General features: G+C 45.9%; 23 protein-coding genes. 19 read left to right on the forward strand and 4 right to left on the reverse strand.

Going from position 1 to position 24,404, the window contains the following annotated elements; genetic code table 11:
- Positions 1–7 precede the first annotated feature (7 nt).
- Positions 8–1,081 carry a patatin-like phospholipase domain-containing protein gene (locus FME95_RS01615; RefSeq protein WP_147712539.1) on the reverse strand — a complete coding sequence of 358 codons (1,074 nt, stop codon included), beginning with the start codon at positions 1,079–1,081 and terminating at the stop codon, positions 8–10.
- A gap of 130 nt (positions 1,082–1,211) precedes the next feature.
- The gene (locus tag FME95_RS01620) at positions 1,212–1,958 is read right to left on the reverse strand and encodes an inositol monophosphatase family protein (protein WP_147712540.1); all 747 of its coding nucleotides are present in this window, start codon (positions 1,956–1,958) and stop codon (positions 1,212–1,214) included.
- Positions 1,959–2,278: 320 nt separating this feature from the next.
- Between FME95_RS01620 and trmJ the strand changes: the two genes are divergently transcribed.
- Positions 2,279–3,064: a tRNA (cytosine(32)/uridine(32)-2'-O)-methyltransferase TrmJ gene (gene trmJ / locus FME95_RS01625; RefSeq protein ID WP_246109302.1), complete on the forward strand. Its 786-nt coding sequence runs from the start codon at positions 2,279–2,281 to the stop codon at positions 3,062–3,064.
- Positions 3,064–3,834, forward strand: coding sequence for a serine O-acetyltransferase (cysE, locus tag FME95_RS01630; protein ID WP_147712542.1), 771 nt, complete (start codon positions 3,064–3,066; stop codon positions 3,832–3,834). Before trmJ ends, cysE begins: the two co-directional genes overlap by 1 nt.
- A 98-nt stretch (positions 3,835–3,932) precedes the next feature.
- Here the strand turns inward: cysE and FME95_RS01635 are convergent, their stop codons facing one another.
- Together FME95_RS01635 and FME95_RS01640 are read right to left on the reverse strand one after the other, a co-directional pair.
- Complete coding sequence (locus tag FME95_RS01635; protein WP_147712544.1) at positions 3,933–4,727, reverse strand: UDP-2,3-diacylglucosamine diphosphatase; 795 nt, start codon at positions 4,725–4,727, stop codon at positions 3,933–3,935.
- A gap of 297 nt (positions 4,728–5,024) precedes the next feature.
- Positions 5,025–7,592, reverse strand: a complete 2,568-nt coding sequence (locus tag FME95_RS01640; protein WP_147712546.1) for an ExeM/NucH family extracellular endonuclease — start codon at positions 7,590–7,592, stop codon at positions 5,025–5,027.
- 342 nt (positions 7,593–7,934) lie between these two features.
- Between FME95_RS01640 and FME95_RS01645 the strand changes: the two genes are divergently transcribed.
- The 17 genes from FME95_RS01645 to FME95_RS01725 all read left to right on the forward strand — a co-directional run bounded on the left by FME95_RS01645 (position 7,935) and on the right by FME95_RS01725 (position 24,401).
- On the forward strand, positions 7,935–9,419 hold the full coding sequence (locus tag FME95_RS01645; RefSeq protein ID WP_147712548.1) for a SulP family inorganic anion transporter: 1,485 nt from the start codon (positions 7,935–7,937) through the stop codon (positions 9,417–9,419).
- On the forward strand, positions 9,419–10,297 hold the full coding sequence (locus FME95_RS01650) for a universal stress protein (protein WP_147712550.1): 879 nt from the start codon (positions 9,419–9,421) through the stop codon (positions 10,295–10,297). Before FME95_RS01645 ends, FME95_RS01650 begins: the two co-directional genes overlap by 1 nt.
- Before the next feature lie 182 nt (positions 10,298–10,479).
- Entirely contained in the window at positions 10,480–10,980 is a 501-nt protein-coding gene (gene iscR / locus FME95_RS01655; RefSeq protein WP_147712552.1) for a Fe-S cluster assembly transcriptional regulator IscR, read from the forward strand.
- Positions 10,980–12,137, forward strand: a complete 1,158-nt coding sequence (locus FME95_RS01660; RefSeq protein WP_147712554.1) for an IscS subfamily cysteine desulfurase — start codon at positions 10,980–10,982, stop codon at positions 12,135–12,137. Before iscR ends, FME95_RS01660 begins: the two co-directional genes overlap by 1 nt.
- 11 nt (positions 12,138–12,148) lie before the next feature.
- Positions 12,149–13,588 carry a Fe-S cluster assembly protein SufB gene (gene sufB / locus FME95_RS01665; protein WP_147712556.1) on the forward strand — a complete coding sequence of 480 codons (1,440 nt, stop codon included), beginning with the start codon at positions 12,149–12,151 and terminating at the stop codon, positions 13,586–13,588.
- Between the two features lie 59 nt (positions 13,589–13,647).
- Positions 13,648–14,397, forward strand: coding sequence for a Fe-S cluster assembly ATPase SufC (sufC, locus tag FME95_RS01670; protein ID WP_147712558.1), 750 nt, complete (start codon positions 13,648–13,650; stop codon positions 14,395–14,397).
- Position 14,398: 1 nt separating this feature from the next.
- Positions 14,399–15,685, forward strand: a complete 1,287-nt coding sequence (gene sufD / locus FME95_RS01675) for a Fe-S cluster assembly protein SufD (RefSeq protein WP_187265413.1) — start codon at positions 14,399–14,401, stop codon at positions 15,683–15,685.
- Positions 15,682–16,902, forward strand: a complete 1,221-nt coding sequence (locus FME95_RS01680) for an aminotransferase class V-fold PLP-dependent enzyme (protein WP_147712562.1) — start codon at positions 15,682–15,684, stop codon at positions 16,900–16,902. Before sufD ends, FME95_RS01680 begins: the two co-directional genes overlap by 4 nt.
- Positions 16,903–16,986: 84 nt before the next feature.
- Positions 16,987–17,376 (forward strand): HesB/IscA family protein, encoded by a 390-nt coding sequence (locus FME95_RS01685; protein WP_147712564.1) that lies wholly within the window; start codon positions 16,987–16,989, stop codon positions 17,374–17,376.
- Positions 17,376–17,903: a putative Fe-S cluster assembly protein SufT gene (gene sufT, locus FME95_RS01690; RefSeq protein ID WP_147712566.1), complete on the forward strand. Its 528-nt coding sequence runs from the start codon at positions 17,376–17,378 to the stop codon at positions 17,901–17,903. Before FME95_RS01685 ends, sufT begins: the two co-directional genes overlap by 1 nt.
- 168 nt (positions 17,904–18,071) lie before the next feature.
- Complete coding sequence (locus FME95_RS01695) at positions 18,072–18,491, forward strand: SufE family protein (protein ID WP_147712568.1); 420 nt, start codon at positions 18,072–18,074, stop codon at positions 18,489–18,491.
- 175 nt (positions 18,492–18,666) lie between these two features.
- Complete coding sequence (ndk, locus tag FME95_RS01700; RefSeq protein WP_147712570.1) at positions 18,667–19,092, forward strand: nucleoside-diphosphate kinase; 426 nt, start codon at positions 18,667–18,669, stop codon at positions 19,090–19,092.
- Between the two features lie 227 nt (positions 19,093–19,319).
- Positions 19,320–20,483: a dual-specificity RNA methyltransferase RlmN gene (rlmN, locus tag FME95_RS01705; protein ID WP_147712572.1), complete on the forward strand. Its 1,164-nt coding sequence runs from the start codon at positions 19,320–19,322 to the stop codon at positions 20,481–20,483.
- Entirely contained in the window at positions 20,480–21,262 is a 783-nt protein-coding gene (locus tag FME95_RS01710; protein ID WP_147712574.1) for a tetratricopeptide repeat protein, read from the forward strand. Before rlmN ends, FME95_RS01710 begins: the two co-directional genes overlap by 4 nt.
- Complete coding sequence (gene ispG, locus FME95_RS01715) at positions 21,259–22,380, forward strand: flavodoxin-dependent (E)-4-hydroxy-3-methylbut-2-enyl-diphosphate synthase (RefSeq protein WP_147712576.1); 1,122 nt, start codon at positions 21,259–21,261, stop codon at positions 22,378–22,380. Before FME95_RS01710 ends, ispG begins: the two co-directional genes overlap by 4 nt.
- Before the next feature lie 12 nt (positions 22,381–22,392).
- Complete coding sequence (hisS, locus tag FME95_RS01720; protein ID WP_246109303.1) at positions 22,393–23,670, forward strand: histidine--tRNA ligase; 1,278 nt, start codon at positions 22,393–22,395, stop codon at positions 23,668–23,670.
- 101 nt (positions 23,671–23,771) lie between these two features.
- Positions 23,772–24,401: a YfgM family protein gene (locus FME95_RS01725; RefSeq protein ID WP_187265414.1), complete on the forward strand. Its 630-nt coding sequence runs from the start codon at positions 23,772–23,774 to the stop codon at positions 24,399–24,401.
- The last annotated feature ends 3 nt before the right edge of the window (positions 24,402–24,404 follow it).

A 24,404-nucleotide genomic window follows, 5' to 3' on the forward strand; every position in this document is an offset into this window, starting at 1 on the left:
GATTGGCTCACTTAGAGTGGCAGATTTCTTCGATAGGTTTGACGTTCTTAATAGGCGTGCCCTGTTCATACCAACGCTGGAACTCTTCAGCAAGTTTACGGCTTTCTCTTACTGCGGTTGTCCAGTTGTTGATGCGAGTCAGATCATCAAAGCGTGTGTAGTCTTTCCGATTTGGAATCGCGCCATTAGGTAGTGAGTCAATAAAGGCTTGGCTTGGGCAAATAACCACAGTATGAGAATAGTTATCTGCTGAAACCTTACGAGATTGGATATTTTTATCGAACCAGCCTGGCTTTATCGTCGATGAAAAATGCGGATACAGTACCAAGCCGTCTTTTGGCTTGATTGGTAGGTCGAAGTGGTAATCGACCATGCCGCCGTCGCGGTATGTACCTTTAGGCGCACCAAAGGGGTCTTTGACGCCTTGCATCACAATCGGTATCGCACCGCTGGCTTCTACTGCTGTGAAGTAGTTTTCTTTAGACAGAGTGATAGCGCTGGTTTTAAATTTATCCCACTGTTCGATAGGCAAGTGACCACCGGGTGATTGGAATATAACGCGATCAAAATGGCGCGCCAGCAGTTTGCGAGACAGATAATTACCCGCTGCTACCTGTGCTAAGCCTAATCCCTGTTTGAATTTATTTTCGTTCTCAATTAAGCCTTTTGCTCGAGCAGTGATGATATGAAGCTTGCGGCTTTGATGATGCTTGAGGTCATTTTCTGACAGCATTGCCTTGAGAATATCAATAGAGGATTGTGAGACTTCTTTGCTGCTTGGGCGATTAGTTGAGTAGCGTTGATTAATGTATTGTTTTTCAAGCTGCTCAATTGCCGCTAATGGGTTTTCGCTGGCGTAGGCGGCCATGCGGAAAGCACCGATAGAACTACCGACTAACTCTAGTTGATGATCAATTTGGGGTAACCAGTTGCTTACTAGATAGCGGTCGAGGTGGCTTAATACAAACCATTTAGGGCCGCCAGAGGCACCAATAATAACGCGAATATCACGCGGTTTTAGACCGTTTTTCTCAATGTGTTGAAACGCCTGTTTGCCCGCATAGATGTCTATTGTTTGCATACTATTCAATACTCAATAAAGCCCTTTACAGTCATTGCTAAAGGCATTTAATTCGTGCTGTTCTGTCTATAGATATGGGCAAGTGCTGGAGCTGTTGTCGAGAACTCGCCCTGAATTGCTGTCGGCTAAATTAGCGTGCCATCAGCTGTTTAAATAATTTTGGTGCTGCTGCCATTAGCTGGCCATTGTCCATTTTAACCGGTCGGCCACTCATGTCGCCGGTCAGAGCACCTGCTTCTTGAGCAATCAGCATAGCGCTTGCTATATCGGATGCGGACATTTTGTCGGCGGCAGCAATATTGACACGGCCAGCGGCTAGGTTAACAAAATCTAGTAATGCACAGCCAGAAACACGCAGTGCCTTTACCTTGCCATGCCACTGAGCTAGGCGTTCAGAGTCATCGGTATATAGAGCGCAAAAGGCATCTTTTAATGGGCAGGTTTCAACGCGCACACGCTTGTCTGAAAACTGTACACCACGGCCTTTAAAGGCGGTCATATAGTCACCCGTCATAGGGTCAACAATAGCGACACAATCGATTTTGTCTTTGGTGTATAACGCAACATTGACCACAAAGCCGGGTAGGCCATTGCGCAGGTTATCTTCACCACAGGCAACATCGACTAACCAGCGAGACTGTTTATCCCAGTCGCGACTTTCTTCTAAACCGAGTTGAACCGAGTCGATATGATGTTGGGTGTGGGCGTTACGAATGGTTTTGCGAGCACGCCAAGCGGCATCCTCAATGGCTTTATCGAACACGTCTTTGCGGGAATCACCGTCGGCAGTTAATGACAGGATGTTTTCAACGGTGTAATTGATCTTATCGGCAGCGCCTTGGGCAGCGCGCAATGCTATAGCTAATATGGGTTGCATAATATTCTCACACAATAACAGAACACTCCCGTTTTGAGAGTGTTCAAAGAAATCAGAGTCCGCAAGGACATGTTAAAAAGCGCAAAGGCGATGCAGCTGTCGGCAGTCGCCCGTTGTCAATGATATGACTAAATTCAGGGCGCGCATTCTACCTAGCCTGAAGGTTAAAAACCAGCCTTATTCGTGATTACGGCGTTGATGACATATAAGGCAGAGGCGATTGTCATTAAAGCAGATACAGCCTGTAAGCGGCTTTTATTTAGTGGCCGTTGTAATATTCATATATAGTTAGCCTTTAACAAGAGTTAGAGCATCTAAGAGTGACCGATCAATCTTTTCAAAACCAAGAACCAGATACGGCGTTAGCTGTCTTAAAGCGGACTAAAATAGTCATGGTTCATACTTCTCATGCTGGCAATATTGGCTCTGCTGCTCGGGCCATGAAAACTATGGGTTTGTCAGATCTGGTGTTGGTACAGCCGAAGGAGTTTCCGTCTGAACAGGCGACGACATTATCCTCTGGTGCGACAGATATTTTAGAGCAAGCGACAGTAGTAGAGACCTTAGAGCAGGCGATCGCCGATTGTGATTTCGTCGTTGGTGCTTCTGCTAGATCACGGAATTTGCCATGGCCATTGGTAAACCCGCGCGAGATGGCAAGCAAGGCATTGGCCTTACCGGAAAATGCTAAAATAGCGATGGTTGTTGGTCGTGAGCGCAGCGGCTTAACCAATGAGGAGTTGGCTCGTTGCCATATGCACGTCAATATTCCTGCTAATCCAGATTACAGCTCGTTAAACGTCGCTTCGGCTGTGCAAGTTTTGTGTTATGAATTACGCATGTCAGCAGTGGCCTCAGCCAATGAGCCTAAGCCGACTTGGGGTGTTGAGTGGGATCAGCCCTTAGCGAAAGCGAGTCAGTTAGAAGGTTTGTTTGAACACTGGCAGCAGGTATTAACCCATATCGAATTTTTAGACCCGAATAACCCTCGACATCTGATGACTAAGCTACGCCGTTTAATACTGAGGGCGCAGCCAGATGAAGTTGAAGCCAATATTTTGCGTGGCATGCTCAGCCACGTGGATAAAAAATTAGGGAGACGTTGATGTTTCGCCAATTCAAAGAAGATATTAAAAGTGTTTTCGATCGAGACCCAGCAGCGCGTAGCTGGTTTGAAGTTGTGCTCAATTACCCTGGTTTACACGCGATTCTGTTTCATCGTCTGACCCATCGGCTTTGGGGTTGGAATTTAAAAACCTTGGCGCGCTGGTTATCGCAATTTGCTCGCTGGTTAACCGGCATTGAGATTCACCCCGGTGCAACCATTGGCCGGCGATTTTTTATCGACCACGGCATGGGCGTTGTTATTGGCGAAACTGCCGTCATTGGTGATGATGTCACCGTTTATCAGGGCGTGACCTTAGGCGGAACCAGTTGGGAAGAGGGCAAACGTCACCCGACATTGGAAGACGGTGTCATTGTTGGGGCAGGCGCTAAAGTGCTAGGGCCTTTTACGGTGGGTAAAAACTCACGCATTGGCTCTAACGCTGTGGTGACCAAAGAAGTCCCTCCAGCGGCGACAGTCGTCGGCGTACCGGGTCGTATTGTGAAACAGAATGGTGAGAAGGTTTTGCCGTTTTCTGAGCAGCAAAAAGACATTGCTAAAAAAATGGGTTTCGATGCTTATGGTGTTGCTGATATGCCCGACGTGACTGCTCAGGCCATTAAAGCGCTGCTAGAGCATCAACATGCTCAAGACGAGCGCATGGAGCGCATGTGTAAGGCGCTGCAAATGTTAGATAAAGACTTTAAAGAGCAAGATTTACATGAGCTCAATGATGATGACTTTGCTTCGATCGGCTGTAATGACAAATAAGCACTGAGTTGTTTTCAATAGATATAAAAATGCCAACCCTAGGGTTGGCATTTTTATTTTTGCTTAACGCGATCAGTTATAAAACTGCTCTAGAGTCGTTAGGCTTTGACCGCAGCCGGGCGAGCGTTGATTGGTTGCTTTTTCTCAACCGTCACTGCTTGGCTAGTTAATAGCTCAAGGCTACCATCTTCGTTTTCGACTAAAGCCGTGCACGATTCCACCCAGTCGCCATCATTACCATAAATAATGCCGTCTCGCTCAATTAGCTTACTTTGGTGAATATGGCCGCAGATAACACCCTGTGCATTTTGTTCTTTGGCGTACTTGACGGCCAGTTGTTCAAAACGCTCGATATAGTCGCGAGCTTTTTTGCTGTTCATTTTTAATGCTACAGAAAGCGACCAGTAGGGTTTGCCCATCCAAGTACGGACACGGTTTAGCAGGCGGTTCGTGGTGACAATGGTTTCGTATAGGGCTTCACCGATATGATGCCAGATGTCGCCGACGTAGAGTTCTTTATCAAACCGGTCACCATGAATGAGCAAGAATTTGTTACCGTTTGCCATGGTATGAACATATTCTTCATGGACGTCGATCTGGCCTAGGTTTAAACCACCAAAAGTACGGAAGAACGGATCATGATTACCCGGTACATAAATAACTTTGGTATCTGTATTGGCTAGGTCAATCAGTTGATGCAGGACTTTTTCGTGCGATTGATACCAGCGGCCTTTACGGCTAGACAGTTTCCACAAATCAACGATGTCACCCAACAAGAAGACATAGTCAGCATCGATCATGTTCAGAAATTCACTGAGTCGTTTAGCTTGGCTATTTGGACTGGCGAGGTGAAGATCGGATATAAAAAGCGTTCTAACTTTTCGTTTCTGCATGAGGATACCCCCTATTCACGTTTCGCCAACAGTAGGAATAATCTGTGACTGAAATGTGAATATTAGGTTAAAAATTTATGATGGCTGTTTTTGATCAGTGATAGAACAATAGGCTGGTAAGGTCGCCGGTTGGTTGGGCTTTGGTGGTTATTGTTGTCAGCCCATCAATGACGCAAGGCCGAGTTTGTGACAATAAAAGGACGTCGGCTCCGTGACTGGCTGGCAGCGATTGAGTCAGGCAGTAAGCTAAAAAAGAGCCCGATAGCTCGGGCTCAGTTGGTTGCTATTGATTGGTTGTTACTTTTGCTTATGTTGATTTTGGTGTTGCTGCTTATCAGGTTTTGAGCCTTTGCCATCAAACTCCAATACCACTATCGCAGGGTCATGGTCAGAAGAGCGGAAGGCATCGCCATATAGCGTGACTTCACCATAGCTGTAGTCGTACTGGAAGTAACTGCTCTCACCAGCGTTGATGTTCCAATGGGCGGCATCGATGACAATGTCTTTTAAGTCTTCACTGCCCAGCATGTAGTCTAAGGTGCCGACTTCATCGTTGTAGGAATAGCTGTAGGCATCGTCTTCGAAGTGCTCAGTCAGATTCAAATAGCCATAGGTTTTGCGCAACACTGCACCTTCTGCTCCGTGCAGCGGGATAGATTCAGCCTGACGATTATTAACATAAGTGTAGGCGGCTGCGTTTATCTCGTAGTCTGAGCGGTGCTTTTGCGTTAGCAATAGGATGGCGTCTTCACTGCCGTAGGCGTTTAAGTCGCCGATAATCATTTTGTAGCCTTTCATGCGTTTCAGTTGCTCGGCTAGGTAGTAAGCGCCGGACACGCGAAATGCTTCACAGCTGCCTTGCAAATCATCATCGATAAGCGAGCCTGTCATAACATCTTCGTAGCAGACTGAGCCTTTTGACTTCAAATGGTTAACGGCAATGATCAACGGTTTGTCGCTTTTTGGGTGTTTGAACGTAGCGAGTACCGCATCACGCTGATAGTTGTCGCCACTTTCAAAGCTGCCGTCATCATAGCTAACAGATGGCGCATGCTGTTCTGGCATTTTAATAACGTCTGCATTCATTAGCTTCAGTTCACGCGGACGATAAAGCACAGCATTGGTGATGGCATCGGTGCCAATGTAGTCATAACCAGGCGGCTGTACAAAGCGATAGTGCTGCTTTCTCGGCAGTTGCTCATTAAGAGCATTAACCAATGTGGCAATGGCGGAATCATCGCTAAAGCCGTTATTCTCAAGCTCCATAAGGCCAATGATGTCAGCATCTATAGCGATTAACGCCGCGACGATCTTATCTGTTTGCAGGTAAAAATCATCGATGTTTTCAGTGCCGCGATTGTCATCGGCAGACTGGTTCGGATTAACGGCACCGCCGACCTTGGAATTGAAGTAGTTCAAGACGTTAAAGGTGGCAATGCGTAAATCGCCTTCTTTAAGGTCGAGTTGAGCAATGCGGTCATTGCCGTCAGGATAGAGGAAGTGCTGCTGAGAGAGCTCAAGTTCCGGCTCAACATAAAAACGGTATTCAGAGTAGGAATAACCAATAAAGCCGGTCATGCCATTGGCAATGGCGCCAATGCGCAGATATTCATCGGCGGAGCCGTCGTTATCTGAATCTTCAGCAAAGCTTGGGTACCAAGGCACAGAGCCGTCTTCGGCCTCTTGCATGCTTTCAACAAATAATCGGTTTTGTGCGTTAGCAATCGACTGTGCTGCTGCTTCGCTGGAGCCGGGAACCGCATGCTGATTCGGGTGTGGGTTCCAGCCGCCTTTTGATAACACCATGTTATTGCGATAACTGGCGTAGTCGAAACCAAAGGTGCGGGTAATGTGCATGTCAGCAGACTCATCGAGTAGCACATACATGCCTTCATGGCGCTCTAGGGTTTGTTCGAAGTTGTCATCGCTGGCTAGGGTGCGTAACGGTGTTGCGACAATTTCCGCGCTATTACCGGTCAGTTCAACATACTCAGGCGCTAATTCGGTGAGGCCGAAGTACTCTTTGATTGGGCCATAAACAGCAACCTCATCGCCAACATTCAGATCAAGCTGTTGAGTGTCGTAGTAATAGACATAGATGCCGTCTGATGTAAGTGGATCATTATCGCCTTGGGCGTCTTGAATGAAAAAGCCTGGCGCAATGACATCACCGTTGGTTGCCGTTTCAATGCCGGTGACAACACCGCTGACCTTGTAGTTATCGGCAGACGAATAGCTGCCAGTGTCAATATAAGGTGAGCTTTCGCCAGTGCCTTGAACTTGCATGATACTAAGCTCGGCTAAGTAGTCAGGGACCGTCGGTTCGCTCGGTGTGCTGCTGCCGCTACCAAGGTAAGCAAGCGTGTCTTGTGGGTATTCGGTCCATTGAGCACTAATATCAAAGCTGGCGCTGTAGTCAGGATCGCCTTCGGAAATGTTTTCGTTGCGTACCAGAGTGACATTGGCCGCAAAGGTCGCAGAGTTGCCTAGCTGGCCAATGCGATCAATAACAGTACCATTTTGTTTCAGTAACACAGCGTCGTTACCATTAAAATTAGTCACAGTTGAACTGACGTTACTTACCGCAAGGATGTCGCTGTTGGCACTCGGATGGCTAATTACATAATAGCTGTCGCTGGCTAAAGAGCCGTTAAGTGTTAGGCTGTAACTGGCTGTACTGCTGCCATTCGAATACAGCTCAATGCTGTAGTTAGATAAATCAACAGCAGAGTCGCCGCTGTTGTAGAGTTCCAGTGCCTTATTGTAACTCGAACCTTCCACGTACTCCGAAAAGAGTAAGTTCGCGGAAGATTGACTGGCGAGTATGATGGCAGCACTGCCAATAAATGCTAAGCGATATCGCATGAGTATGTTCCTCAAATATACGTTCAGATTGTTACCTTGAGCATGACTTTGTCAACTGGGGCTTTGCCCATCGTGACGATCAAGACCTGTAGGCTACATTAGTGAGTCATAATGACAATAGCATTATAGATGGGGTGCATAGCATTGATTGCTTGGCTGGCCGCTGTGGGTTTAGCCTTCAGGGTTTGGGGTGCTGGCTTACAAGCCTTGGTCGGCTGTTGACATTGAATTGTCAGCATCGACTGTGTATTCTCGGCCGATTTTTTGATCGCTAACATATGGCGATCAACAATGACTTAATTTTAAAAGCAAATTTTAAGCAAAAAGCGAAGAGGCGAATTCATGTTGTTGGCTCAAAAGAAATCCGATTGGTTCGGTAATATCCGTGGTGACATTTTATCTGGTCTTGTTGTCGCCCTAGCGCTGATTCCTGAGGCGATTGCATTTTCAATTGTGGCCGGTGTGGATCCTAAAGTGGGGCTTTATGCGTCATTTTGTATCGCGGTTCTAACCGCTTTTGTCGGTGGTCGTCCGGGGATGATCTCTGCTGCAACGGCCGCCATGGCATTAATGATGGGCGATCTAGTGAAAGATCACGGCTTGCAGTATTTACTAGCTGCGACCGTGCTCACAGGTATTTTGCAGATTATTGCTGGCTATTTGCGGTTAGATCAGCTGATGCGCTTTGTGTCGCGCTCTGTGGTTACCGGCTTTGTTAACGCTTTAGCGATTTCTATTTTTCTTGCGCAGCTGCCAGAATTGATCGACGTCTCTTGGATTGTCTATGTCATGGTTGCCGCCGGCTTAGGTATTATTTATCTGTTCCCGCTGGTCAATAAGGTCATTCCGTCTCCGCTGGTTTGTATCCTGCTATTAACGGCGGTCTCAATCGGTTTAGGTTTCGATATCCGCACTGTTGGTGACATGGGTGATTTGCCAGATACGCTGCCAGTCTTCTTATTGCCTGATGTACCGCTGAACTTTGAGACGCTTGCAATTATTTTCCCTGTTTCAGTATCGCTTGCTGTTATTGGTCTGTTGGAGTCGTTAATGACAGCAACGATCGTTGATGAGTTAACGGACACTAACAGCGATAAAAACCGTGAATGTAAGGGTCAGGGTGTTGCCAATATTGGCGCTGGTTTCTTAGGCGGCATGGCGGGTTGCGCGATGATTGGTCAGTCGGTGATTAACGTCAAGTCTGGCGGACGTGGCCGTCTTTCAACCTTTGTTGCTGGTATGGTTCTGCTTATTCTGGTTGTGTTCTTAAGCGACTGGGTGGCTCAAATCCCAATGGCTGCCTTGGTTGCGGTAATGATTATGGTATCTATTGGTACATTTAATTGGGCATCGATTAAAAATTTGAAGCACTACCCACTGTCAACTAACTTAGTTATGTTAACAACGGTGGTTATTGTTATCTGGAAACATAACTTGGCCTTTGGTGTTTTTGCTGGAGTCTTGCTTGCTGCTGTGTTCTTTGCCAATAAAATCAGTCATTTTATGTATATCGAGTCTGATTTAGATGAAAAAGAAAGCAAGCGTACTTATCGCGTTAATGGTCAGGTGTTTTTCAGTTCTGCGACCAAGTTTACAGCGTCTTTTGATTTTAAAGAGGCGGTAAAAGAAGTAGAAATAGACCTATCTCGGGCCCACTTCTGGGATATTACGGCGGTTGAAGCGTTAGATAAAGCCGTACTGAAGTTTCGCCGAGAAGGTGCAGATGTTAACGTTGTTGGACTTACTGAAGCGAGCCTAACCATTGTTGATCGCTTTGGTCAGCACGACAAACCTGAAGACATAGAAAAGGTACTGGGAGGCCACTAGTGGCAAATAACAATAATACCGCAGAACGTTCTTCTACCATCGCTTGTATCGATGGCTCTAAATTTAATGCAGCGGTTTGCGATTACGCTGTTTGGTTAAGTAAGGCACTCAATTCGCCTTTTAAAGCGCTGCACGCGATTGAGCATGCAGCCACCGCTTCGGCTGCCGATTTGACCGGTGCATTGGGTCTAGGGGCGCAAGAAACGCTGCTGGCCGAATTGAGCGAGATCGAGCAGCAGCGCAATAAGCTGGAGATTGAAAAGGGTCGCCAAATGTTGGCAGCAGCAAAGCAGCGAGCGATTGATCTGGGTGTTTCTAGTCCAGAAGTACTGCAGCGTCATGGTGCTTTAACAGAAACGCTGATTGAGCTGGAATACGAAAGCCGAGTGGTTGTGGTTGGTATTCGCGGTCAACAAAATGAAGAAAACGGCAATCACCTAGGTGCGCAGCTGGAAACTCTGGTTCGCACTATTCAACGGCCAATTTTTGTTGTTAACCGTGAGTACGTTGAGCCTAAGGCAGCGATGATCGCTTATGACGGCAGTAGCTGTAGCGAAAAAGCGCTCGATATGGTCGCTAAAAGCCCGATGTTTGATAACATTCCTGTGCATATCGTCTATGTCGCTAAGCAGAAGGGTGAAGGCGAAGACCTTATCGATACTGCCAAACATACGCTGATGGCCGCAGGCCGAAAAGTCTATGCTGGCGTACTTGAGGGTGATCCTGCAACTGCTTTGTGCCAGTATCAAGAGCTGCACAATATAGATCTGACGGTTATGGGCGCCTTTAGTCACCATCGCTTGCGCGACTTTGTCTTTGGTAGCTTTACCGCCAAAATGTTGCTTAATACTAAGGTGCCTTTGCTGCTGTTGCGCTAATTCTTCAATGCCTCATGGTTAGCCGCTAACAGCATTGTCAAATAGAACCTGCACTATTGGGCTTAGTTTTATTTAGCTCAGTTTTATTTAGCTTAGTACTATGGTCTGAGCTTATTGATAAATACTTGACTGTTTTAGTCGGGTATTTATACTTTCGCCTAAATTTGCAGCCAGATCAGCCTATGAAACTGACCACAAAAGGGCGTTACGCGGTAACCGCCATGTTGGACTTGGCTCTTAATGAGAGTAAAGGCCCAACTAATCTCGCAGACATCTCGGAACGGCAAGGTATTTCACTTTCTTATTTGGAGCAGTTATTTTCTAAGCTTCGTCGAGAAGGCTTAGTGGCTTCTGTGCGCGGTCCGGGCGGTGGTTATTTGCTGGGTAAGCCAAAGGCCGACATCAGTGTTGCTCGCGTTGTTGAGGCTGTTTCAGAGTCAATGGATGCAACCAAGTGCCGAGGCAATACGGGTTGCCAGCAGGGTGAAGTCTGCTTGACGCACCACCTATGGCAAGATTTGAGCTGCCAAATTTTTTCTTTTTTAGATGGTATCAGTTTACAAGATCTGGTTTCGCGCCGTGAAATACAAAACGTTAACGAGCGCCAAAATCAGCAATTGATTACGTTGCTCGATAATACAGCAACGCCAGACTCAGATATTTCAAGGGTAGAATTAAGTTAATGCGATCAGTTTATCTTGATTATGCTGCTACAACGCCGGTGGATGAGCGTGTAGTGCAACAGATGACAAAATATTTAGGTGTGAATGGTGAGTTTGGTAATCCAGCATCACGTTCACACTATTACGGCTGGATGGCCGAAGAAGCCGTAGAAGAGGCGCGAAATCAGGTTGCAGAGCTTATTGGTGCCGATAGTCGCGAGATAGTCTGGACCAGCGGCGCGACCGAATCCAATAATCTGGCGATTAAAGGCGTTGCCGAAAATTACGCCCCAGACGATTGCCATATTATTACTAGTGCGCTTGAACATAAGGCGGTATTGGACCCAGTTTTATACCTTAAAGATAAGGGCTATGCGGTCACTATTTTACAGCCGGACGCGAATGGCGTTATTAGCAAAGACGCCGTTGAGCAAGCGCTGACTGAAAAAACTCGTTTAGTGTCGTTAATGGCGGTGAACAATGAAACCGGTGTTATTAATCCGATTAATGATATTGGTCAACTTTGTCAGCAACGCGGTATAGCCTTTCACGTTGATGCGGCTCAAGCTGTTGGTAAAATCCCATTAGACATGCAGCAGTTAGGTATTAGCCTGCTGTCGATATCCGCTCATAAATGTTATGGCCCGAAAGGGGTTGGCGCACTGTATGTGCGTCGTCGAAGTGATGTGGTTGTGTTGCCTCAAATCCATGGCGGTGGTCATGAGCGGGGTATGCGTTCAGGTACGTTAGCAACACATCAGTTAGTTGGTTTGGGTACGGCTGCGCAAGTCTTACAAGAGCAGCAGCAAACCGAAGTCGCCCGTATTGCGAAGCTACGCGACAACCTGTGGCAAGGTATAGAAAAGCTCGGCAATGTTTCAGTGAACGGTATGAATGCACCTCGTTCGGCGGGGCATTTAAATATTTGTTTTCATGGTTTAGACGGTGAAGCTCTGATGATGGGGCTGAGAAACGTTGCTATTTCAAGTGGTTCGGCCTGTATGTCAGCAACGGTTGAACCATCTTATGTATTAAAAGCTATGGGTTTATCTGATCAGGATGCCCATAGCTCGTTACGGTTTAGTGTTGGCCGCTTTACAACGCAAGAAGATATCGAAGCAGTCATTACCTCAGTGTCAGATGCTGTGATGTCATTAAGATCAGCATCGAAAGGATAAATGGTACAAGTATGAGTGAAGAAGTCGAACAGTATATTAAAACCGAATACGAAGCGGGTTTCGTAACGGACATTGAATCAGAAACCATAGGCGCAGGTTTGAATGAAGACGTTATTCGTCTGATTTCATCTAAAAAAGGTGAGCCAGAATGGTTGTTGCAGTGGCGCTTAAAAGCCTATGCCGCTTGGCAAGAAATGGAAGAGCCAGAGTGGGCTCACGTTGAATACGATAAGCCAGATTTTCAAGCGTTGTCTTATTATTCTTCGCCAAAAAGTATGGAAGAAAATCGCCCTAAGTCATTGGATGAGGTCGACCCTGAATTACTGCGAACCTATGAAAAATTGGGCATTCCTGTGCATGAACAAGAGGTTCTTGCTGGCGTGGCAGTCGACATGGTATTCGATTCGGTTTCAGTCGGTACTACCTTCCGTGAAAAGCTAGCAGAAGCCGGTGTGATTTTCTGTTCTATATCAGAAGCGGTACATGAACACCCTGAGTTAATTAAAAAATATTTAGGCAGTGTTGTGCCACAACGCGACAACTTTTATGCGGCGTTAAATTCAGCGGTATTTTCTGATGGATCGTTTGTTTATATTCCAAAGGGCGTGCGTTGCCCAATGGAGTTGTCGACGTACTTTCGAATTAACGAAGCAAAAACGGGCCAGTTTGAACGCACCTTGATTATTGCCGATGAAGGCAGTCACGTAAGTTACTTAGAAGGCTGTACTGCGCCAATGCGTGATGAAAACCAATTGCACGCAGCGGTGGTTGAGTTAGTCGTTATGGACGACGCAGAAGTAAAATATTCCACGGTGCAAAACTGGTATCCAGGGGATGCTGAAGGCAAAGGCGGTATTTATAACTTTGTAACTAAACGTGGTATTGCTCATAAACGTGCCAAGTTGAGTTGGACTCAGGTTGAAACCGGCTCAGCAGTGACGTGGAAATACCCGTCGTGCATCTTGAAAGGTGATGACAGCATTGGTGAATTCTACTCGGTAGCGCTTACTAGTAACCGACAACAGGCCGATACCGGCACTAAGATGATTCACATTGGTAAAAATACCAAGTCGACCATCATCTCTAAAGGCATTAGCGCCATGAAAAGCCAGAACTGCTATCGCGGTCTGGTAACCATGCAAAAAGGTGCTCAGGGTGCTCGAAACTTTACCCAATGTGATTCGTTATTAATTGGCGATCAATGTGGTGCGCACACCTTCCCGTATATCGAAAGTAAAAATCCTTCGGCGGTGGTTGAGCACGAAGCGACAACATCAAAAGTCAGTGACGACCAGATGTTCTTATGTCAGCAGCGCGGTATAGATGCAGAAAAAGCTGTGTCGATGATCGTCAATGGTTTCTGTAAAGAAGTATTCAAAGAGCTGCCAATGGAGTTTGCCGTCGAGGCGGGCAAACTGCTGGAAGTCAGTTTGGAAGGCTCCGTTGGTTAATCGGTATGAATCATGCCGGTCAAACCCTCTTTAAAATTTTATATAGGTTATAAATACAGATGTTAAGCATTAAAAACTTACACGCAAAAATTGAAGAAAAAAATATTTTAAAAGGCTTGGACTTAACCATTAATCCAGGTGAAGTTCATGCCATCATGGGCCCTAATGGTGCAGGTAAAAGTACATTAGGCAACGTGCTTGCTGGTCGCGAAGATTACGAAGTGACTGATGGTAAGGCACTGTTTCATGGTGAAGATATTTTAGAGTTGGACCCAGAAGAGCGTGCTCGTAAAGGCTTATTTTTAGCCTTCCAATACCCTGTAGAAATTCCTGGTGTCTCTAACATGGAGTTTTTGAAAGCTTCGGTTGATGCCGTTCGTGAATCAAAAGGCTTAGAGCCTTACAGCTCGGTTGATTTTATTAAGCTGGCGCGAGAAAAATCTAAAGCCGTTGATCTATCAGCAGACTTTCTAAAGCGTGGCGTTAACGAAGGTTTTTCTGGTGGTGAGAAAAAACGTAACGAGCTTTTGCAGATGATGCTGTTAGAGCCGTCACTTTGTATTCTTGATGAAACCGACTCTGGTTTGGATATTGATGCTTTGCAAGTTGTTGCTAAGGGCGTTAACGAGCTGCGTAGCAAAGACCGATCCTTTATCGTTGTAACCCATTATCAGCGTTTGTTAGATTACATTGTGCCAGATTTTGTGCATGTATTAGCTGGCGGTAAAATTGTTAAGTCCGGTGGTAGTGAGCTAGCCAAAGAACTAGAAGCTCAAGGCTACGGTTGGATCGACCAGGAGAATGCATAAGGTGACTACGCAGTTAGATGTAAGCCATGTTTTTCCTGCCGTTAATCAGCAAGTAAAACAAAGCGCTTTAATGAGTTGGCAGCAGGCTGCACAGCAGCAACTTGCTGAACAATTATTACCAACTAAAAAAACCGAAGCCTGGAAATACACGCCATTAAAATCAATTGTCTCGATTGATTGGAATAAGGACGCGCAAGCGCCTTTTGATCAGGGTGTCGTATTTCAAGATTGGCATGAAATTACCTTACGCATTGAAAATGGAATGCTAGCATCGGTTCCTGATTTGCCAGCGGGTGTTGAGTTGATCTGTTCGGCTGATTTTAATGAACAGCAAAGCCAAGAGTTTATTGAAAAAATTACCGAGCAGCGCGGCAGTTTTTATTTTGATGCTTTAAATCAAGCCGCTCTTGATCAAGCCTATTGGTTAAAGGTTGATGATGGCGTGACATTAGAAAAACCGTTGCACTTTAACTATGTGCAAGCCGGTAATCATCGCATGATCAACACTCAGTTATTGATTGAATTAGGTAAGGGCGCTGCTGCCACCGTTGCAGAAACCTTTACTCAAGCGCAAGGCAGTGTCTGTTTTTCGAATGCGAACACGACGGCAACTATTGGCGAGCAGGCACATCTGACGCATTACCATCTGTTATTGGAGCGTGATGAAAATCGTCATGTTGGTCGTGTCAGTATGGCGTTATCAGAAAAAGCCAAGTTGACGGCTTTTCACATGGCGATTGGTGGTGTACTAAAACGCAAAGATATTGCAATCCATCATCGCGGTGAAAACACGGAATTAAGTCTGAATGGCGTTTATTTGCCGACAGGTAACGAGATTATCGACTATCACACCAGTATTGATCACGCGGTTCCTAACTGCTTCAGTGATCAGGTGTTCCGTTGTATTGCCGGTGATAGCAGTAAAGCTATTTTTAATGGCCGTATCCATATTCATCCGCAGGCGCAAAAATCGCTGGCAAACATGAATAATCGCAATCTGTTGCTAAGCCCTAATGCAGAAGTTTATACCAAGCCGGAATTAGAAATTTACGCAGACGATGTGCGTTGCTCGCACGGAGCGACAATGGCTCAGCTTGATGAAGACATGCTGTTTTATTTTCAGTCTCGCGGCATCAGTCGTGCAAAAGCAGAAGTGATGCTTAGCTTTGGTTTTATTAACGAGCTGTTAGATGCGTTGACGGATGAGCCGGTAAAAGCACTATTGCAGCCATTGTTGGGTGAGTTGTTTTCACAATCATCGAGCCAGCCAATGAGGCAGACGGCATGAGTTTTAATGTCGAAGCAGTTCGCCAGGATTTTCCAATATTGCAGCAGCAGGTTAATGACCAGCCGCTGGTTTATTTAGACAATGGCGCGACGACACAAAAACCGAACTCGGTTATCGATGCGATAACAAATTATTATCGATGTGATAACAGTAACGTGCACCGTGGTGCGCATACTTTAAGTGATCGAGCGACTGGCCATTTTGAGCAAGCCAGAAAAACGGTGCAGAAATTTTTAAATGCTAGCTCAAGCGACGAAATTATTTGGACCAAAGGCACCACTGAAGCAATTAATTTAGTTGCTTTCAGTTGGGGCTTAAGTGAGCTCAAGCAGGGTGATCGCGTGTTGGTCTCTCACATGGAGCATCATGCCAATATTGTTCCTTGGCAGATGGTTTGCCAGCGCACCGGTGCAGAGCTTGTCGCTATTCCTGTAACGGATCAGGGTGAGTTAGATTTAAATGCCTTTGAAGCACTGCTGGATGAGCGGGTTAAATTTGTTTCGATGGTGCATGTATCGAATGCTTTAGGCACGGTAAATCCGGTTGCCGATGTCATTGAGCTAGCCCATAAAGTTGGTGCTCGAGTCTTAATTGATGGCGCTCAAGCCGTTGCGCATTGGTCGATTGATGTGCAAGTACTGGATTGCGATTTTTATGTCTTTTCCGGCCATAAATTATACGGCCCGACAGGCATAGGTGCTTTGTATGGTAAAGCCGAGCTATTAAACCAGATGACGCCTTTTATGGGCGGTGGTGAAATGATCGAAACGGTAACCTTTGCCGAGACAACCTATAATCGGTTGCCTTATAAGTTTGAGCCCGGCACGCCGAACATTGCCGGAGCGATCGGTTTAGCTGCGGCAATTGAGTATCTAAATCAGCTTGATCGGCAGCAGGTTGAACAGCATGAGCAGGACGTTTTGAACTATGCGCTTGAGCGAGCAGAGGCTTACGAAGGCCTGCGTTTAATTGGCAGCGCCAAGCAGCGTGCTGGAGTGTTGAGTTTTGTGTTGGAGGGTGCACACCCGCAAGACGTTGGTATGTTACTCGATCAGCAAGGTGTGGCGGTAAGAACAGGCAATCACTGCGCTATGCCGATTATGGATTTTTTCGGTGTACCAGGAACGATACGTGCGAGCTTTGCTCTGTATAACACTCGTGCCGATGTTGACGCTTTATTCGCCGCGCTCGATAAGGCTAAGCGTTTACTTTTTTAATTTCTTGATGCTGGCTTGCAACAGCAGCCAGCTGCAAATTTCTTAAACCTGCGGGTTTACATAGCTTTCTCAGAGGAGGCGATTATGACGGTCAATTCAATCGACCCAACCGATATTAAACAGAATCCCAATATTCGATTTACCGATGCGGCAATTGCTCATTTTAGTAAGCAGCTGGCAGCGTCTGAACACGAATCGATTCGTTTGTTTATTGAAGTGAGTGGTTGCTCTGGTTATATGTATCGACTTGAGTTGGTATCTGAACCACAGCCGGACGATGTCACTATTGAACTAGTCGATGGACTAAAACTTTATGTTCAAGGCGAAGCGATAGCCATCTTGCAAGGCACGGAAGTAGACTTTCGTAAGGAAGTCCTCAACGAGTTGTTGATGTTTAATAACCCAAATGTGACTGGTGAGTGCGGCTGTGGTGAGAGCTTTGTCGTTGAGTCTGAAGCTCGGGACAATGCCTAATGGAGCGGCGCGTTGTTGTCACCACTCGTGAGGTTAATGCGCGATTAGTGCCAGTAGGGACGCCGTTGACGATTCCTGCAGATACTTTTGTAACATTGACTCAGGCATTAGGTGGTACTTATACCGTTATCCATCAGGGGAATATGGCGCGTATCGATGGTACCGATGCCGATGCCTTGGGCTTTGAAGCTGAGGTATTAGAGTTTTCTGAGGTGACTGGAGACGACGTTCAAGAAGATCAGGTTTGGTACGCACTAAGTACTGTGTTTGACCCAGAAATCCCAGTTAATATCGTCTCATTAGGCTTGGTTTATGCTGTTCAAGTGAGTCAGAAGAGTGTCCAAATACAGATGACATTAACCGCGCCTGGTTGTGGCATGGGGCCGGTACTGGTCGATGATGTTAAGTATCGCGTCGCCATGGTGCCTAATGTTGAAAATGTACAGGTTGATTTGGTGTTTGACCCACCTTGGCACCGAGAGATGATGAGTGAAGAAGCCCAATTAGAAACCGGTATGTTTTTTTAGTTTGTATATTTTTTAGTTTGTATATTTTTTAGTTTGTATGTTTTTTTGATTGTATGTTCTTTTGGCTTGTATGTTCGCTTGATTCGTAAATTTTTTTAGTGTTCACAGCTCTAATTACAGCGTGTGAACAAACGGCTCGATAAGTTATAGCTTTATAAGAGAGGGAAGATGAGTTCTGTTTTTGGCGTAGATATCACCACCGATGATATTTTAGAAACCCTGTCCTTTTTTGATTCATGGGAAGACCGATACAAGTACATTATCGATCTTGGCAAAGAGCTGCCACCGATGGACACTGAATTGAAAACCGATGACAACATCGTTCGTGGTTGCCAGAGTCAGGTTTGGTTGTCTCCCTATATGGAAGGTGAGCAGTGCTTCTTTCAGGTCGACTCCGATGCTCATATCGTACGTGGGCTATTAGCGATGACGTTGGCAGCTTACAACGCTAAAACTAAGGCAGAGATAGCCAGCTTTGATATTGACAGCTACTTTGAGTCTGTCGATTTATTGCGACATTTAAGTCCAACACGTGGCAACGGCCTGCGTGCCATGGTTGCGCGCATTACGGATTACGCTAAAAGCTAAATTCTCAGATTTCTCTAGTCATAACCATTGTTGCTCAGCTAACGGTGTTGAGCAGGCGATAGTCGGCACTGTATGCTATATTTTTAACGCTGTATCTAATCTTTAAGAGATTGATAAAGCCGAATTTGCTGGCCTTCGCTGGTATGACAAAAATAAAAAATAAGAGAGAAATCGAATGGCGATTGAACAAACCTTTTCCATTATTAAACCCGATGCGGTAGCTCGAAACCTGATTGGTACTATCAATGCTCGCTTGGAGGCAGCAGGCTTTCAGATCGTAGCAATGAAGCTGATCCAAATGAGCCGCTCCGATGCAGAAAACTTCTATGGTGAGCATCAGGGTAAGCCATTTTTTGGGCCGTTGGTTGAGTATATGACCTCAGGGCCGATCGTCGTACAGGTGCTGCAGGCCGAGAATGCAGTGCTTAAATACCGCGAAATACTGGGTGCGACCAATCCAGAAAACGCCGCAGCTGGAACTATTCGCCACGATTTAGCCGAGAGCATGAGTAGAAATTCGGCACATGGGTCCGATTCGTTGAGCTCCGCAGCACGAGAAATTGGCTGTTTTTTTGAACAAAGCGAGATATTTTCGAAATAACGTCGGTTTTCACAATAAAACGGACGCGTTTTCAAGTATTATAGCCAGCTTAGCTAGTCAGTTAGGCTATTGAAAAGGGAGGCCTATGTTGCCTCCCTTTGTTGTGTTTAGTTGTTGGTCATCTTGGATGGCCTATTCGTATATCGATACACCGTTGCCTAGCCAAAAGGCTCAGCAATAGAGTATTTAGAAAGAAGTGACCGGAAAGAGTACTTGGAAAGTTGAATATGTCAGCGTCGTCGCAAAAAGTTAATTTACTGGGTATGGGCCTAGATAATATGGTGCAGTTTTTCACCGAAGAATTAGGTGAAAAGCGTTTTCGTGCCGTACAGATTATGAAATGGATCCATCAGCGTGGCGTTGATAACTTCGATGATATGACCGATGTCAGCAAGTCAATGCGTGAAAAGTTAAAGCAGCGATGCGAAATTATTGCACCGGAAGTCACCTATAAAAAATACTCGAAAGATGGCACCCGTAAGTGGGTCATGAAAATGCCCGGCGGCAGTGCAGTCGAGACCGTCTACATTCCAGAAGATGATCGTGGCACCTTATGTGTTTCTTCACAGATTGGTTGCGCGCTGGATTGTTCTTTTTGTTCAACCGGTAAACAAGGCTTTAACCGTGACTTAAGTTCGGCAGAAATTATCGGCCAGTTGTGGGTCGCTGCACGTTCGTGGGATGAGCCCGGTAAAAAGCGTGAACGCCATGTTACAAACGTTGTCATGATGGGTATGGGTGAGCCGTTGTTGAACTACGACAATGTTGTTGAGTCGATGAACTTGATGATGGAAGATAACGCTTACGGTCTATCTAAACGCCGCGTTACATTGAGTACTTCTGGTGTTGTACCAAGAATTTATGATCTTGCCGAGGTTACTGATGTTTCCTTAGCTTTGTCATTGCATGCTCCGAATGATGAGCTGCGTAATCAGTTGGTGCCAATTAACAAGCGCTATGGTTTGCAAGAAACCCTAAACGCGGTTAATGCCTATTTTGATCGCTTGCCTGATAAACGCGTCTGTACTATCGAATATACTCTAATTGATAAGATAAATGACGAAACTTTTCATGCAGAAGAATTAGTGCAGGTGCTTAAAAATACCCCCTGCAAAATCAATTTAATTCCGTTTAATCCGTTTCCAAATTCGGGTTACAACCGGCCGAGTAATAACCGTATCCATCGCTTTAAAAATATTTTGCACGAAGCCGGTTACAACGTCACCGTGCGCAAAACACGCGGTGACGATATTGATGCAGCCTGTGGCCAATTGGTTGGCCAGGTTGCCGATAAAACGCGTCGCTCGGTTAAGTTTATCGAAGCCATTGAGCTGGGCCATACGGCTGCAACCGTTGCCAGTCAGCGAACAGATCGGAACGCCGTGGAATGAAGCAAAAACGTCTTTGGGCTCTATGTTTAATGAGTGTTGTGTGGTTGTGCAGCTGTGTAACTACCACCCAAGGCCCGTTTGAGCAAAAAAAAGATCTGGAAAAAGCAGAAAAAATTTATATTCAATTGGGTTATGGCTATTTTGAAAATGGTCAATTACTCAAAGCCAAAGAAAAACTCAGCGAAGCCTTAGCGATTAATTCAAAAAGCGCAGGTGCGCATATGGGGCTTGCTCGAGTTTACGAGCAGGAGCAAGAGTACAGTTTAGCCGAATCTCATTTTCAAAAAGCTATTCAGTATGGTGGAGCGACAGAAGCGCATTTCCAATACGCGGTTTATCTATATAATCGTGCTCGATTCGAAGACTCGTTAGCTCAATATAATGAGGTGTTAAAAGACACTCTCTATGAACGCCGAGCGCAGGTGTTTTATTATCAAGCCATTGCGTTAACGCGCTTGCAGTCGTTTGATGAAGCGATAACCGCTTATCAAAAATCGCTGGTATTAAACACGGAATTAGCGGGCAGCTATCTTGGCTTGGCGAGGCTTTATAATAACGACCAATCTACCGATCAGGCTTACCAGTCTTATTTGGGTTTTATAGAGTTAGTGCGCGCACGTAAAGCGAACCAAAACGCTGCGTCGCTCTGGTTAGGTATTCCTTTGGCGTATGTCCATGGCGATATGGATCTATACGCTTCACTGGCATTACAACTGAAAAGCCAGTACCCACAGACAGACGAATATTCGCAATACTTATCTTGGCAGGCGGAATTATGAATAAGCAAGGCGAAAGCCCAATTAAGCGTCGAGTTTCGAGAAAAATTTGGGTCGGTGATGTCCCCGTTGGTGGTGATGCACCGATCAGCGTGCAGTCGATGACTAATACGCCAACAACCGATGTTGCCGCGACCGTGGCGCAAATTAAAGAGTTAGAAAAGGCCGGTGCCGATATGGTTCGGGTTTCGGTTCCAACCATGGAAGCTGCCGAAGCCTTTGCTGAAATTAAAAAGCAATCCAATGTGCCGTTAATTTCGGACATTCACTTCGATCATAAAATTGCTTTGCGCGTTGCCGAACTGGGCGTTGATTGCTTACGTATTAACCCGGGCAATATCGGTCGCGAAGATCGAGTGCGGCAAGTTGTTGATGCCGCGCGTGATAAAAATATTCCTATTCGAATTGGTGTTAACGCCGGTTCGTTAGAAAAAGATCTACAAAAGAAATATGGCGAACCCACTGCGGAAGCTTTAGTTGAGTCGGCAATGCGCCACATCGATATTCTCGATCGCCTTGATTACCCAAACTTTAAGTTGAGCTTAAAGGCTTCGGATGTCTTTATGACCGTCGCGGCCTATCGCCAGATCGCCAGTCAAATCGATCAACCATTGCACTTAGGTATTACCGAAGCTGGCGGCTTACGCAGCGGTACAGTGAAATCGTCGGTTGGCTTAGGCATGCTGTTGATGGATGGCATTGGCGATACTATTCGGGTCTCATTAGCGGCTGATCCAGTACAAGAAATTAAAGTCGGTTTCGACATTTTAAGAAGTCTGCGTTTACGCAATAAAGGTATTAACTTTATTGCTTGCCCAAGTTGTTCACGGCAAAACTTTGATGTTATTGGCACCATGAACCAGCTCGAAGAGCGCCTAGAAGATGTACTAACACCTATGGATGTGGCGGTGATTGGTTGTATTGTCAACGGCCCAGGCGAAGCAAAAGAAGCGGACCTTGGTATTACTGGCGGTTCACCCAATAATTTAGTTTATGTCGACGGTAAGCCTGATCATAAAGTAGAGAACAGCAACATCGTAGATCACTATGAACAGCTTATTCGAAAGAAAGTAGCAGAAAAACAATTGCTTGATGAGTCGATCATCGCAAAAGACAGTTAAGGAGAAGTTCGGTTGGCTAATTTGCAATCCATTCGTGGTATGAACGATGTCCTGCCCACGGATAGCCCACTATGGCAATACTTTGAAAAACAGGTGAAGGCGGTATTAGATCAATACGGCTACCGAGAAATTCGCACGCCCGTTGTTGAACCAACAGAGCTTTTTTGTCGTGGCGTTGGCGAACATACCGATATCGTTGAAAAAGAAATGTACACCTTTGCCGACCGTAATGGCGAAAGCTTAACCTTGCGTCCAGAGGGTACCGCCAGCTGTGTTCGCTCAGCGATTGAACATGGTCTTTTGCATAATCAGCAACATCGCCTTTGGTACCAAGGCCCAATGTTTCGTTATGAGCGTCCGCAAAAAGGCCGCTATCGTCAGTTTTATCAGTTAGGTGTCGAAACTTACGGTATCGCCAGTGCCGATATTGACGCTGAATTAATTCTGATGACTTATCGATTGTTCAAGCAATTGGGTGTCGCCGAGTCTGTGACGCTAAATATTAATACCTTGGGCAGTAGTGAAGCTCGAGCGCAATACCGTACGGCCTTGGTTAACTATTTAGAGGGCGTTAAAGATCAGCTGGATGAAGACAGTCAGCGTCGCTTAACCACAAACCCTATGCGTATTCTTGATTCTAAATCAGCCTCGACTCAGGCTTTATTAGATGCAGCGCCAAACTTTGACGACTTTATCGATGATGAGTCTAAGCAACACTTCGCCGATTTGCGCACTATTTTAGATGCCGCCGGTGTGCCGTACGTCGTTAATTCACGTCTGGTTCGTGGTTTAGACTACTACACAAAAACCGTCTTTGAGTGGATTACCGATGCGCTCGGTGCTCAGGGTACAGTGTGTGGTGGTGGTCGCTACGATGGCTTAGTGCCAATGCTGGGCGGCAAGCCAACGCCAGGCTCTGGCTTTGCTATGGGTATTGAGCGTTTGTTGTTGCTACTGCAAGAGCTTAACGTGGTGCCAGATGGTATATATAACACCATCGACCTCTATTTAGTCGCCGCTGGTGAACAGGCTGAAGCCGTTGCTTTAGCGGTTGCGGAACGTATAAGAGATGCCTTGCCGCAAGCTCGCTTACAGGCCAATTGCGGCGGTGGTAGTTTCAAAAGCCAAATGAAGAAGGCAGATAAGTCTGGTGCTCGCTTCGCATTGATCTTAGGTGATCAAGAAGTGGCCGATAAGAGCGTGCAAATCAAGGATTTACAAGGTCATAACGAACAACAAGCAAGTTCTTGGGATGATGTAGCTGAAGTTTTAATCAAACTCGGGCTATAATCTGCGCCCTAAAAAATAGTCACGGTCTATCTAGGTAGGCCCATTAATAAAACTGGCAGCCGCCAAGCGCCAGTATTTTGAGTTTATGTTGGAGTAATAGCGTGTACGACACCGATCAGGAACAAATTGAAGCATTGCAAACATGGTGGTCCAAATACGGTAATTGGGTGATTGCTGCCTTTATTATTTTTATCGCCGCTTATGTCGGTGTTCAGCTATACCAAAATGCACGTGAAAATCACCGAATTGAAGCGTCGGTTATTTACGATGAATTAAGTGCCAGCCTAGCTGACAGTGAAAATACCGAAAAGCAGCAAGAGTTGATTGATGCGTTGAAGCGCGATTACTCAGATCTTGGTTACGGTGCTATGGCTGCTTTGATTGCCGCTAAAATCGACGTTGATGCCGGTGATTTCGAGGCTGCGTTAAGCGAATTGGATTGGGCGCGAAAGAATAGCGATGATGAATTGCTTGCCTTGGTTCAATACCGTAAAGCACAGGTCGAATTCCAATTAGGTGAGCTGGATGCGGCGTTATCAACCTTGGCGGCTATTGAAGGTACTGGTCATGAGGCGGTAACGTTCGAGTTAAAAGGCGATGTATTGTTTGAGCAGGGCGATATTGAAGCTGCGCGTCAAGCTTACCAAACCGCTTACGAACTTAGCTCAGAGCAAAGCATTAATAACCCCTATTTGAAAATTAAGTTGGATGATTTAGCCGTTGCTGAATAGTTC

This window comes from Reinekea thalattae (genome assembly GCF_008041945.1).
GTDB lineage: Bacteria > Pseudomonadota > Gammaproteobacteria > Pseudomonadales > Natronospirillaceae > Reinekea > Reinekea thalattae.